Below are 12,887 nucleotides of genomic sequence, written 5' to 3'. Positions count from 1 at the left end.
GACCTTTATGAACCCACAGATGATCAAACTCCTGGGCCTCTCCGCCCTGACTGCCGGCATCCTGGCCGCTGCAAGCGGCGCGCGCGCCGACGACATCAAGGCCCCGACCTTTACGGCCGAACCGTGCTGCAACCTGTGCCCCGCAGCTCACGATCCGAAGAACTACACCACGCGCTACCAGCAGAACTTCACCACGCTGGTGCAGGCCCAGGGCGACTGGCTGTTCCGTACCCAGGAAGACCTGCGCACCGAATTCAACACCACGCCGGCCGGCTACCAGCGCATGCAGCAGTTGCACGATGCGTTCAAGAAAAAAGGCATCGAGCTGGTGATCGTCTACCAGCCGACCCGGGGCCTGGTGAACCGCAACAAGCTCAACCCACAGGAAAAGGCCGCCTTCGACTACGAGAAAGCCCTGACCAACTACAAATCCATGCTCGGCCGCTTCGCCCAGATGGGTTATGTGGTGCCGGACCTATCGCCGCTGACCAACGAAAACCTGCCCGAGACGCTGCCGGCCCACGATTTCTATTTCCGTGGCGACCAGCACTGGACGCCGTATGGCGCCCAGCGCACGGCCAAGATCGTCGCCGAGAAGATCAAGCAGATCCCGGCCTTCGCCGACATTCCCAAGCGTGAGTTCGAGACCAAGAAATCCGGCCGCATGGGCAAGACCGGCACCCTGCACAACATGGCGGGGCAACTGTGTGGCACCAGCTATGCGATCCAGTACATGGACCAGTTCACCACCGAGCCCAAGGGCGAGGCCGGCGACGGCGACCTGTTCGGCGACTCCGGCAACCCGCAGATCACCCTCGTGGGCACCAGTCACAGCGGCAAGAACTACAACTTTGCCGGCTTCCTGGAAGAAGCCATCGGCGCCGACATCCTCAACGTGGCCTTCCCCGGTGGTGGTTTCGAAGGCGCGATGATCCAGTACCTGGGCAGCGAAGAATTCCAGAAAAGCCCGCCGAAAATCCTGATCTGGGAATTCTCGCCGCTGTATCGCCTGGACCAGGAAACCATTTACCGCCAGATGATGGCGCTGCTGGACAACAACGGTTGCGAAGGCAAGCCGGCACTCATGAGCAGCAAGACCGCGCTCAAGCCAGGCAAGAACGAATTGATGGTCAATAGCAAGAACATGGATCTGCGTAACAGCAGCCACCAGGTCGACATCCGCTTCGCCGATACCTCGGTGAAAACCTTGCAAGCCACCCTCTGGTACATGAATGGGCGCCACGAGGATATCAAGATCGAAAAACCGGATACCTCCGACACCGACGGACGTTTCGCCTTCCAATTGCGCACCGACGCGGACTGGGCTTCGCAGAACCTGCTGGCTGTCGAAGTCCAGGGTCCCGAAGCCGGCGCAGCGCCACAGCAAGTCGAGGCGAAAATCTGCAAACGCAACGCATCTCCGCAAGCCGAACAAACGGCTCAAATCGGACAATGAGGTCTCGTCTCATGACCAGAACCATGCGCACCCGAACGTTGAAAACACTGCTGGCACCGTCCCTGCTGACCCTGGCGATGTTCGCCGGGGCCACGCAGGCCGCGGCCCCGCTGCGCCCGCCACAGGGCTACTTCGCACCGATCGAGAAGGTCAAGGTCGGCGATGCCGCCCAGGGTTGCGACGCCACGCCGACGCCCTACACCGGCTCCCTGCAATTTCGCAGCAAATACGAGGGCTCCGACAAGGCCCGCGCGACGTTGAACGTGCAGTCGGAAAAAGCCTTCCGCGACAGCACCGCCGACATCACCAAGATCGAGCGTGGCGTCAGCAAGCAAGTCATGCAGTTCATGCGTGACGGCCGCCCCGAGCAGCTGGAATGCACGCTGAACTGGCTGACCGCCTGGGCCCAGGCCGATGCGCTGATGTCCAAGGACTTCAACCACACCGGCAAGTCCATGCGCAAATGGGCGCTGGGCAGCATGGCGTCGGCCTATGTGCGCCTGAAGTTCTCCGAATCGCGTCCACTGGCCAACCACCAGGAGCAGGCGCAACTGATCGAAGGCTGGTTCAGCCGGATGGCCGATCAGGTCGTCAGCGACTGGGACAACCTGCCGTTGGACAAGACCAACAACCATTCCTACTGGGCCGCCTGGTCGGTGATGGCCACCTCCGTGGCAACCAACCGCCGTGACCTGTTCGACTGGGCTGTCAAGGAATACAAGGTCGGCGTCAACCAGGTCGATGCCGACGGTTTCCTGCCCAACGAACTCAAGCGCAAGCAACGGGCCCTGTCCTACCACAACTATGCCCTGCCGCCGTTGGCGATGATCGCCAGCTTCGCCCAGGTCAACGGTGTGGACCTGCGCCAGGAAAACAACGGCGCCCTCAAGCGACTGGGTGACCGGGTGCTGGCGGGGGTGAAAGACCCGGACATCTTCGAAGAGAAGAACGGCGAAGAGCAGGACATGAAAGACCTGAAGGTCGATTCGAAATTCGCCTGGCTCGAACCGTTCTGCAGCCTCTACACCTGCTCCGAGGATGTGCTGGAGCGCAAGCATGAAATGCAACCGTTCAAGACCTTCCGCCTCGGCGGGGACTTGACCAAGGTGTACGACCCTTCGCGGGATAAGGGTGAGAAAGGAAGCTGAGCCCACCCTCCCCGCCTGGCGGGGAATCCTGTGGGAGCAGGCTCCCACAGGGAATGTGGTTTGTTTCGAATGTAATCAACCCCCCGGTTTTCATGGGGGGGTTTGGGGGGGCTCTGGCCCTTGACTGTTGATTCAACATGGAGAGATCGGGATGGTATTTTCATCCAACGTGTTCCTGTTCCTGTTCCTGCCGATCTTTCTCGGCTTGTACTACTTGAGCGGGCAACGCTATCGCAACCTGCTGCTGCTGATCGCCAGCTACGTGTTCTATGCCTGGTGGCGGGTGGACTTCCTCGCCCTGTTCGCTGGCGTGACCCTGTGGAACTACTGGATCGGCCTGAAAGTCGGCGCCGCCGGTGTGCGCACCAAACCGGCCCAGCGCTGGCTGTTGCTCGGCGTGGGCGTGGACTTGGCCATCCTGGGCTATTTCAAGTACGCCAACTTCGGCGTGGACAGCCTCAACGCCATCATCACCGGCTTCGGTCTCAACCCGTTCATCCTGACCCACGTGTTGTTGCCGATCGGGATCTCGTTCTACATCTTCGAGTCCATCAGCTACATCATCGACGTCTATCGCGGTGACACGCCGGCAACCCGCAACCTGATCGACTTCGCAGCGTTCGTGGCGATTTTCCCGCACCTGATCGCCGGCCCCGTGTTGCGTTTCCGCGACCTGGCCGACCAGTTCAACAACCGCACCCACACGCTGGACAAGTTCTCCGAAGGCTGCACCCGCTTCATGCAGGGCTTCATCAAGAAAGTGTTCATCGCCGACACCCTGGCGGTGGTGGCCGACCATTGCTTCGCCTTACAGAACCCGACCACGGGCGATGCCTGGCTCGGCGCCCTGGCCTACACCGCGCAGCTGTACTTCGACTTCTCCGGCTACAGCGACATGGCCATCGGCCTGGGCCTGATGATGGGTTTCCGTTTCATGGAAAACTTCAAACAACCCTACATCAGCCAGTCGATCACCGAGTTCTGGCGCCGCTGGCACATCAGCCTGTCGACCTGGCTGCGCGATTACCTCTACATCACCCTGGGCGGTAACCGCAAAGGCACGCTGATGACCTATCGCAACCTGTTCCTGACCATGCTCCTTGGTGGTCTGTGGCACGGCGCGAACATCACCTACGTGATCTGGGGTGCCTGGCACGGCATGTGGCTGGCCATCGAGAAAGCGGTGGGCATCAACACCACGCCACGCAGCATCAATCCGATCCGCTGGGCGCTGACCTTCCTGCTGGTGGTGATGGGCTGGGTGATCTTCCGGGCCGAGAACCTGCACGTGGCCGGTCGCATGTACGGCGCCATGTTCAGCTTCGGCGACTGGTCGCTGTCGGAACTGACCCGCGCCAACCTCACCGGCCTGCAGATCGCCACGCTGGTGGTGGCCTACGTCACCCTCGCCTTCTTCGGCCTGCGGGACTTCTACACCAACCGTCCGCCGGTCAAGACCAAGCCTGAAGTCAACACCGAGGCCAACGGCCCGGCCACTGCGCAACCGGGGCTGATCAAGGCGGTACCGGGCGACAACCCGGCGTCGATCCATGAACCCGGCTACACCGTGGGTGTCGAAGCCCAGGTGCAACCGGCCTACTGGACCGTGGACTGGTCGCGCTACGTGATGCGCGCCCTCGTGCTGCTGCTGTTCATCGCTTCGATTCTCAAACTCTCGGCGCAAAGCTTCTCGCCGTTCCTTTACTTCCAGTTCTGAGGGATCTGAACATGACCCGCTCATTACGCATCTTTTACATCGCACTGTTCCTGCTGATCCTGACAGCACTGGGCCTGTGGTCGATGCGCAGTTTCTTCGGCTTCAGCACCAACCCCGACGCGACCGTGCTCAACGGTCGCTGGGCCAAGGCCGTGGAAACGCACTATGACGACCAGTTCCCGATCAAGCGCCTGGGCACCAACATCTGGGCCGCACTGGACTACAAGCTGTTCAACGAAGGCCGCAAAGGCGTGGTCCTGGGCCGCGACCAGTGGCTGTACAGCGACGAAGAGTTCAACCCGATCGTCAACGAAGAGCTGAACCTGCAAGGCAACTACGCGCTGGTCGAAGGCGTGCGCCAGAAGCTCAAGGAACAAGGCATCACCCTGGTCATGGCGATCGTGCCGGCCAAGGCGCGGCTGTACCCCGAGCACCTGGGCGAAGTGAAGCCATCGAGCATTCACACCAACCTCTACCAGGATTTCCATGCTCGCGTCGCGGCCGACAATATCCTCGCGCCTGACCTGCTCGGCCCGCTGCAACAGGCCAAGCAAAGCGGCCAGCAAGTGTTCCTGCGCACCGACACCCACTGGACGCCGGAAGGCGCCCAGGTCGCTGCCGAGAACCTGGCCAAGGCCATCGCCGAACGCGCGCCGCTCAACGGCGAGCCGCAGCGCTTCGTCACCGAGCCGGCAGAAAAAATCACCCACAAGGGCGACCTGCGCCAGTTCCTGCCGCTGGACCCGCTGTTCGAAAACCTGATGCCAGCCCAGGAGCCGCTGGTCAAGCGCAACACCCGCGAAGTCGACGACCAGCCGGCCGGCGACGACGCACTGTTCGCCGATGCCCAGGTGCCCGTGGCCCTGATCGGCACCAGCTACAGCGCCAACCCCAACTGGAACTTCGTCGGTGCACTCAAGCAAGCCCTGCACAGCGACGTCGTGAACTACGCCGAAGACGGCCACGGCCCGATTCTGCCAATGCTCAGCTACCTCAAGAGCGATGCCTTCAAGAACAGCCCGCCGCAGGTGCTGATCTGGGAGTTCCCTGAACGTTATCTGCCTGTAAACAACGAAATCGGCGACGCCGACCCGCAGTGGGTCGCAGAGCTCAAGCAAGCCGGCGCTCGCCAACAGAACGTAGCCGCCAACACCCCATCCGAGACGCCCGAACGGGCGCAAAACTGAAAGAGAGGTCCACCATGACTTTCAACACTACTCCTCGCCGTCTCGCTGCTCGCTCCTTCAAGGCCGTAGCCCTCGTCGCCAGCATGAGCGCCCTCTCGTTGTCCGCCTTTGCCGGTGACTCGGCCCTGTACGGCCCGGTCGCACCAAAAGGTTCGAGCTTCGTACGCATCTACAACGCCAGCAACACCGAAGTCAGCGCCACTGTCGGCAGCACCAACCTCAACGACGTGGCGCCCCTGGCCAGCAGTGATTTCAGCTTCATGCCCGGTGGCGACTACAGCGCCAAGGTTGGCAGCCAGACCGTCCCGGTAAAACTGGCCCCCGACCACTATTACACCCTGGTCAACAACGCCAGCGGCCAGCCTCAGCTGATCGAAGAGCCGCCGTTCAAGAACAAGCAGAAGTCCCTGGTCCGCGTGCAGAACCTCAGCGACAAGGCGCTGACCCTCAAGACCGCCGATGGCAAGACCGAAGTGGTCCCGAACGTGGCGGCCAAAGGCCGTGGCGAACGTGAAATCAACCCGGTGAAAGTCTCCCTGGCGCTGTTCGAAGGCGACAAGAAAGTCGGCGACCTCAAGCCTGTGGCCCTGGAACGCGGCGAAGCCGCGGTGCTGTACGTCACCGGTTCGGGCAGCAGCCTGTCGCCAGTTTGGGTGAAACGCCCGGTGTCGACCCGCTGATGAATTCACCTGAAGGCTGAACGCCTATTTGTGTAGGAGCTGCCGCAGGCTGCGATCTTTTGATCTTGATCTTTCGCTTGGGATTCAAGTGTTAGCGCAAAGATCGCAGCCTCGCTGCACTCGTCAGCTCCTACAGCAGAGGCCAGTCATTCGGGTACGGAACAACAACAAGAGAGTGAAACGACAGAACGCAGTAGCTCTATAACCATTTCGATTTGTAGGAGTAACAAACATGATTCCGGTGATCTTGTCAGGTGGTAGCGGCTCACGTCTTTGGCCGCTTTCGCGTAAGCAATTCCCTAAACAGTTCCTGGCCCTGACCGGCGAACACACCCTGTTCCAGCAGACCCTCGAGCGCCTGGTGTTCGAAGGCATGGACACGCCGATCGTGGTCTGCAACAAAGACCACCGGTTCATCGTCAACGAGCAGTTGGCCAACCGCAAACTCGAAGCCCAGCGCATCCTGATGGAACCGTTCGGGCGCAACACCGCACCGGCCGTGGCCCTGACGGCCATGATGCTGGTCAACGAAGGCCGCGACGAGCTGATGCTGGTGCTGCCGGCCGACCACGTGATCGAAGACCAAAAAGCCCTGCAACGCGCCCTGGCCCTGGCCACCGTGGCCGCCGAACGTGGCGAGATGGTGCTGTTCGGCGTGCCGGCCACCAAGCCGGAAACCGGCTACGGCTACATCAAGTCGACCAACGACGCGCTGCTGCCTGAGGGCGTGAGCCGCGTCTCGCACTTCGTCGAAAAACCCGACGTCAAGCGTGCCACCGAGTTCGTCGATGCCGGTGGTTACTTCTGGAACAGCGGCATGTTCCTGTTCCGCGCCAGCCGTTTCCTCGAAGAGCTGAAAAAGCACGACCCGGACATCTACGACACCTGCCTGCTGACCCTGGAGCGCAGTGAACAGACAGCCGACACCATCACCTTCGACGAAGCCACCTTCGCCTGCTGCCCGGACAACTCCATCGACTACGCCGTGATGGAAAAAACCCAGCGCGCCTGCGTGGTACCGCTGTCGGCCGGCTGGAGCGACGTCGGCTGCTGGGCTTCGCTGTGGGAAGTCAACGAAAAAGACGCCAACGGCAACGTCACCAAGGGCGACGTGGTAGTCCAGGACAGCCGCAACTGCATGATCCACGGCAACGGCAAGCTGGTGTCGGTGATCGGCCTGGAAAACATCGTGGTGGTCGAAACCAAGGACGCCATGATGATCGCCCACAAGGACAAGGTCCAAGGCGTCAAGCAGATGGTCAACACCCTCAACGCACAGGGCCGCACCGAGACCCAGAACCACTGCGAGGTCTATCGTCCGTGGGGTTCCTATGACTCGGTGGACATGGGCGGTCGTTTCCAGGTCAAGCACATCTCGGTCAAGCCGGGCGCGTGCCTGTCGCTGCAGATGCACCACCACCGCGCCGAACACTGGATCGTGGTCAGCGGCACCGCCGAAGTGACCTGCGACGAGAACGTGTTCCTGCTCTGCGAAAACCAGTCGACCTACATCCCGATCGCGTCGGTCCACCGCCTGCGCAACCCGGGCAAGATCCCGCTGGAAATCATCGAAGTGCAGTCCGGCAGCTACCTGGGCGAAGACGACATCGAGCGTTTCGAAGACATCTACGGTCGTTCCACCCCGGTTGAGCGCGGCGTCTCGGTGAAAACCATCGCGCAGTAACCCTTGGCAAAAGAGAAGCCCCCGTCCAGCCCACTGCGTCCCCTATCCGCAGTGGGTTGGGTGGGGGCTTTTTTTTGAGTCGGGTGATGGCCTGATATCATTGCTTCAACATTGCCCGCGCCCTTCGGTAGGATGTGCCTACGGTAACGGAGGCTTCCACCATGCTTATCGGCGTCTTGCTGGTCATCACTTGGCTCATCCTGCTGTTGCGCTACCCGGCCAAGGCCTTGCCGGTCTCCCTGGCGGCCTTCATCGGGCTGGGACTGGTCGCCGCGTGGGTGCTCTGGCAGGAGAACCGCGAGACCCGCCAATTGGAGCGCCTGGAACTGCGCATCCGCTACGCCCCCGAACAATGCCCCGCCGACCGGCCGCTGTCGCTGACCCTGAAAAACAACAACGACGTGCCGCTGATCGAGCTGCGCTGGCGGGTTGCGGCCTATGCGCCCGGGGACACCATCAACCTGGCCGACAGTCCCTACGACGCTCCGCGCTACCGTGGCCCCGGCGAATTGCAAGCCGGCGCCGACTGGCAAGACTGCCTGCCGCTGCCGCCCCTGCGCCCGGGTTATCGCCCGCAGACCCTGGAGTTTCGCGCCGAACGATTGCACGGTAGCTTTTCCAACTGATTGCCCTCCCCCAACTTTTGCACAAGGACCGCGCCATGCCTGTTGCGTTGATTACCGGATGTTCCAGCGGCATTGGCCACGCCCTCGCCGACGCCTTCAAGGCCGCGGGTTATCAGGTCTGGGCCACGGCGCGCAAGGCTGAAGACGTGGCGACACTCGCCGCGGCCGGGTTCACCGCCGTGCCACTGGACGTCAACGATGGCCAAGCCCTGGAACAGCTGGGCGAGCGGATCAACCAGCAATGTGGCGGCCTGGATGTGCTGGTCAACAATGCCGGCTACGGCGCCATGGGCCCGCTGCTGGACGGCGGCGTGCCGGCCATGCAGCGTCAGTTCGAAACCAACGTGTTCGCCATCGTCGGGGTCACTCGGGCGCTGTTCCCGGTGCTACGCCGGGCCAGGGGGCTGGTGGTGAACATCGGCAGTGTTTCCGGGGTGCTGGTCACGCCGTTCGCTGGCGCCTATTGCGCTTCGAAGGCGGCGGTGCATGCCTTGAGCGATGCCTTGCGCATGGAACTGGCACCGTTCGGCATCCGCGTGATGGAGGTCCAGCCCGGCGCGATTGCCTCCAGCTTCGCCAAGAATGCCGGTCATGAGGCCGAACAATTGATCAGCGAACAATCGCCCTGGTGGCCCCTGCGCGATGGCATCCGCGCCCGGGCCAAGGCTTCCCAGGACAACCCGACCCCCACCCACGAATTCGCCGCGGCGCTGCTCAAGGCGGTTCAACAACCCAAGCCACCCCGCTTGCTGCGTCTGGGCAACGGCAGCCGGGCGCTGCCGTTGATGGCGGGTTTATTGCCCAAAGGGTTGCTGGAGAAGGGGTTGATGAAGCGGTTCGGGTTGGGAAAATCGCTGTAATCCACGCTGGTTTTTTTGCTGTCGTGGCCAGGCTGAACGCCAATCCCTGTGGGAGCAAGCTCGCTTCCACAGGAGACTTGTGGTGTACAGTAAATCTCGCCATCACCCCGGAAAAAAATGTGGGAGCGAGCTTGCTCGCGATGGCGGAGTGTCTGTCACCCTCGATACGGCGGAACCACCGCTATCGCGAGCAAGCTCGCTCCCACAGGGGATTTGTGGTGCACATAAATCTCGCCATCACCCACAGATGATGCAATGCCTCAGCCCTTGGCATGAGGTTCGACCACCACCGTGCAGGTCATTCCCGCCGCCAGCAGCACGCCGTCCGGCACTTCGTCCAGATGGATGCGCACCGGCACTCGCTGGGCCAGGCGAACCCAGTTGAACGTGGGGTTCACATCGGCGATCAGTTCGCGGCTTTCGGGGTTGTCGCGGTCGTAGATGCCTCGGGAAATACTTTCCACATGGCCCTTGAGCGTCTCACCGCTCATCAACTGCAACTGCGCCGAATCGCCGACCCGCACCTTGGGCAATTTGGTCTCTTCGAAGAAGCCGTAGACCCAGAAAGAATGCATGTCCACCACGGCCATTTTCGCCTCGCCGATGCGCGCATAGTCACCGCGGTGCACGTTGAGGTTGGTGACGTAGCCATCCACCGCCGCGCGAACTTCGGTGCGCGACAGGTTCAGCTCCGCGGCTTCCAATTGGGCCTGGGCCTGCTGGTAGTCGGCCAGGGCCGAGTCGGCGATGTTGCTGGCGTCGTCGCGGTTTTCCCGGGAGATCACCAGGCTGTCCAGATCGGCACGGCGATGGGCGTTGACCTTGCGCATCTCCCAGGTGGCCTTGCGCGATGCCACCAGGGAACGCGCCTGCTTCACGGCGATGCGGTAATGCTCGGGGTCGATGCGCATCAACAAGTCGCCCTTTTTCACCAACTGGTTGTCGCGCACCGGCACCTCGACCACCTCGCCGCTGACATCGGCGGCCACATTGATGATGTCGGCCCGCACCCGGCCGTCACGGGTCCAGGGCGTGTTCATGTAATGGACCCACAGCGTACGGCCGATCCACAACGCCAGGGCCAGTACCAACAGCGTCGCCAGCAGGCTGAAAAACTTTTTCATCGCATCGATCTCAACGGTAGACCGTCAGCGCCAGCGCGCCGAACAGACAGGTGAACAGACTCAGGCGCAACAACGCCGGGTGCCAGAAGAAACGGTACAGGTCCAACCCCGACAGGAAGCGGTCCAAGGCCCAGACCAGGCCGGCGGCGATGAAAAACATCAGGGTCATGGTGGGCATGTACACGCCATGGAAGGCGATCTCACGGGGCATGTTCAGGTTCCTGGGGAAGCGATGTGGCATGCGCCATGGCATAGCCGGCCAATGGCGATTGCGGGTCCAGCAGCGAAGTGCGGATGAAATGCAGGTAGCTCTTCACCCGGCGCAGGGCCGAGGTGTCGAAATGCGGGGCGAAGGGTTCGTCGGTGGCCTGCACGCGGCCGATGGCATGATCCACCGCCACCAACGCACGCTCCAGATTGCTCTGGCCCGGCTGGCGAAACAGCCGCACCAGCGCCCGCCCCATCACCCGAATCGCCTGGCGCCATGGCTGGCTTTCGGCATACGCCGGGTGCACCGGCAAGATGGCCTGCTCCTTGCGCAACTCAATGATCGCGTGACCGACTTCCAGCACTACGAACATCCAGCGCAGCAAGTCCCGTTGCACCCGCGGCTGCCCGGCCGCCAGTCCGTAGGCCTGATGCAGCAAGTCGCGGGTACGGCTTTCGAAACCCGAGGCCAGCCCCTTGAGCCGGCCACTGATGGCATATACCACCTGCTCGCGCAGGTCTTGCTCCAGCCGGCGCCACAACCAGCGGCTGTTGGGCGGCAAGATGATCGCCCCGGCGGCGGCGCACACCAGCATGCCGAGGATCATCGCGATGTAGTCGTTGATGAAGGCGTAAGGGTTGTAGAGCGTCAGGTTGTCCGGCACCGAGCCGGTGCAGAAAAAGATCAGCAGCCCCAGCCCGACCCCGGCATATTGCGGCCTGGAACTGAGGAACGACCCGAACATGATGACGGGGGCGAGCATCACGCAGAGCAACGGAAAACCATCGATCAGCGGGAAGATGAAGAACATCTCGACGAAGCCGACCAGCGCCCCGAACAACGTACCGCAGGCCATCTGGAAGGCCATGCGCTTGGGGTTCGGCGTCGCGGCCGACAAGCCTACGGTGGCGGCGGCGATCATCGTCATGGTCGCGCCGCTCGGCCAGGCCGTGGCGACCCAGTAGCTACCCAGCACCAGCAGAATGAAAGCGGCGCGAACCCCCGATGCCGTGGCGGCCAGCCAGTTGGTCTGCGGCACGAACGGTTCGTCCCAGCGCTCGCGTTCGTGGCGATGTTCGGCCAGGGAGGCATGGGTCTGGGCGTAGCCGTGCAAGTCGTCGACAAAGCGATAAAGCAGCTCATAAGCGGTATGAAAGTCCAACTGCTCGCCATCGCTTGGCGCGGTGTCCTGGAACGCTGCCCGCAAGCACCGTACCTGGGCCGGCAGGCCAGTCTTGTAGTCCGCCAGCGCCGCCGCCAACCGCGCTGCGTCGGCGTCGGTCAAGGCCCTTGCGCTAAAGCCGTCCAGCAGCTCGGCAAGGTTTTGCAAACCAGGCTTGATGGCGTTCACCACATGATCCGCCGCCCCGCTGCGCAAGCGTTCGAGCAATTGGTGCAGGGCATTGAAACGGGTGGTGACCCCCATGAATTCGCTGTTCAAGCGACTGAGCCGACCATTGCGCCGACGCATGTGCGGGTCTTCGAACACCGTCACGCTGCGCAGGCTCTCCAGGCCGACGGCTTCGGCGATGAAACGCACGTTACCGGCCTCGAAGGCCTCCCGCTTGCTGCGTCCGCGCAAGCCGTCGGTGACAAACAGGGCGAACACACCAAAGCGCTGGTACAAGGCGTTGCGCATGGCAGCGCTGGCGGTTTGCGGCAGGATCGCGGCACTGACCAGGGTCGAGCAGAGAATTCCCAGGGAAATCTCCAGCACCCGCCAGACCGCCGCCATGAACGCCCCTTCGGGGTGGGCCAAAGCTGGCAAGCCGATCATCGCCGCGGTGTAGCCAGCCAGCACGAAACCATAGGCGCGGAAGTTACGATACCGCGCCGCCCCTGCCGAACAGATGCCGACCCAGATCGCCAGGCAACCAAGGAACAGTTCGGTGTTCTGGGCGAACAGCGCGATCAGCGCCACCATCACCGCAGAACCCGCCAGGGTGCCGAGGAAACGGTAGAAGCTCTTGGCGAACACCTGCCCGCTCTGGGGCTGCATGACGATGAACACGGTGATCATGGCCGTGCGCGGTTGCGGCAATTCCAGGCGCATCGCCAGCCACAAGGTCAGGAACGCGGCAAACAGGACCTTGAAGATATAGACCCAGGTCACCCCGTCGCTGCGGGCCCAGTCGAAGAAACCACGGCGCCATTCGAGGCGATACAGCCGGCGTGCGGGGGCAAGTAAGGACATCAC

At 62.3% G+C, this 12,887-nt stretch carries 11 protein-coding genes; 8 read left to right on the top strand and 3 right to left on the bottom strand.

Annotated elements, in window-relative coordinates:
• Window positions 1–7: 7 nt before the first annotated feature.
• The 8 genes from BLQ55_RS01110 to BLQ55_RS01075 all read left to right on the top strand — a co-directional run bounded on the left by BLQ55_RS01110 (window position 8) and on the right by BLQ55_RS01075 (window position 9,358).
• Window positions 8–1,456, top strand: coding sequence for an alginate O-acetyltransferase (locus BLQ55_RS01110; RefSeq protein WP_092204120.1), 1,449 nt, complete (start codon window positions 8–10; stop codon window positions 1,454–1,456).
• 23 nt (window positions 1,457–1,479) lie between these two features.
• On the top strand, window positions 1,480–2,604 hold the full coding sequence (locus tag BLQ55_RS01105; protein ID WP_092204162.1) for a mannuronate-specific alginate lyase: 1,125 nt from the start codon (window positions 1,480–1,482) through the stop codon (window positions 2,602–2,604).
• Window positions 2,605–2,755: 151 nt separating this feature from the next.
• Window positions 2,756–4,321 carry an MBOAT family O-acyltransferase gene (locus BLQ55_RS01100; RefSeq protein WP_092204121.1) on the top strand — a complete coding sequence of 522 codons (1,566 nt, stop codon included), beginning with the start codon at window positions 2,756–2,758 and terminating at the stop codon, window positions 4,319–4,321.
• 11 nt (window positions 4,322–4,332) lie between these two features.
• The gene (locus BLQ55_RS01095; RefSeq protein WP_092204122.1) at window positions 4,333–5,508 is read left to right on the top strand and encodes an alginate O-acetyltransferase; all 1,176 of its coding nucleotides are present in this window, start codon (window positions 4,333–4,335) and stop codon (window positions 5,506–5,508) included.
• A gap of 14 nt (window positions 5,509–5,522) precedes the next feature.
• The gene (locus BLQ55_RS01090) at window positions 5,523–6,188 is read left to right on the top strand and encodes an alginate O-acetyltransferase AlgF (protein WP_092204123.1); all 666 of its coding nucleotides are present in this window, start codon (window positions 5,523–5,525) and stop codon (window positions 6,186–6,188) included.
• 232 nt (window positions 6,189–6,420) lie between these two features.
• The gene (locus BLQ55_RS01085; RefSeq protein WP_092204124.1) at window positions 6,421–7,872 is read left to right on the top strand and encodes a mannose-1-phosphate guanylyltransferase/mannose-6-phosphate isomerase; all 1,452 of its coding nucleotides are present in this window, start codon (window positions 6,421–6,423) and stop codon (window positions 7,870–7,872) included.
• Between the two features lie 161 nt (window positions 7,873–8,033).
• Window positions 8,034–8,498, top strand: coding sequence for a multidrug transporter (locus BLQ55_RS01080; protein ID WP_092204125.1), 465 nt, complete (start codon window positions 8,034–8,036; stop codon window positions 8,496–8,498).
• 35 nt (window positions 8,499–8,533) lie between these two features.
• Window positions 8,534–9,358, top strand: coding sequence for an SDR family oxidoreductase (locus BLQ55_RS01075; protein WP_092251880.1), 825 nt, complete (start codon window positions 8,534–8,536; stop codon window positions 9,356–9,358).
• Between the two features lie 260 nt (window positions 9,359–9,618).
• Here the strand turns inward: BLQ55_RS01075 and BLQ55_RS01070 are convergent, their stop codons facing one another.
• Genes BLQ55_RS01070 through BLQ55_RS01060 form a run of 3 tightly spaced genes read right to left on the bottom strand, consistent with a single transcriptional unit; the run spans window position 9,619 to window position 12,887 of the window.
• Complete coding sequence (locus BLQ55_RS01070; protein WP_092251878.1) at window positions 9,619–10,482, bottom strand: efflux RND transporter periplasmic adaptor subunit; 864 nt, start codon at window positions 10,480–10,482, stop codon at window positions 9,619–9,621.
• 10 nt (window positions 10,483–10,492) lie between these two features.
• Window positions 10,493–10,693 carry a DUF1656 domain-containing protein gene (locus BLQ55_RS01065; RefSeq protein WP_092251877.1) on the bottom strand — a complete coding sequence of 67 codons (201 nt, stop codon included), beginning with the start codon at window positions 10,691–10,693 and terminating at the stop codon, window positions 10,493–10,495.
• Complete coding sequence (locus tag BLQ55_RS01060) at window positions 10,683–12,887, bottom strand: FUSC family protein (RefSeq protein ID WP_092252126.1); 2,205 nt, start codon at window positions 12,885–12,887, stop codon at window positions 10,683–10,685. Before BLQ55_RS01060 ends, BLQ55_RS01065 begins: the two co-directional genes overlap by 11 nt.

This window comes from Pseudomonas sp. NFACC13-1 (assembly GCF_900104425.1).
Lineage (GTDB): Bacteria > Pseudomonadota > Gammaproteobacteria > Pseudomonadales > Pseudomonadaceae > Aquipseudomonas > Aquipseudomonas fluorescens_AA.
Note: the sequence above shows the minus strand (reverse complement) of the source record. Positions and strands in the feature narration are given on the sequence as shown.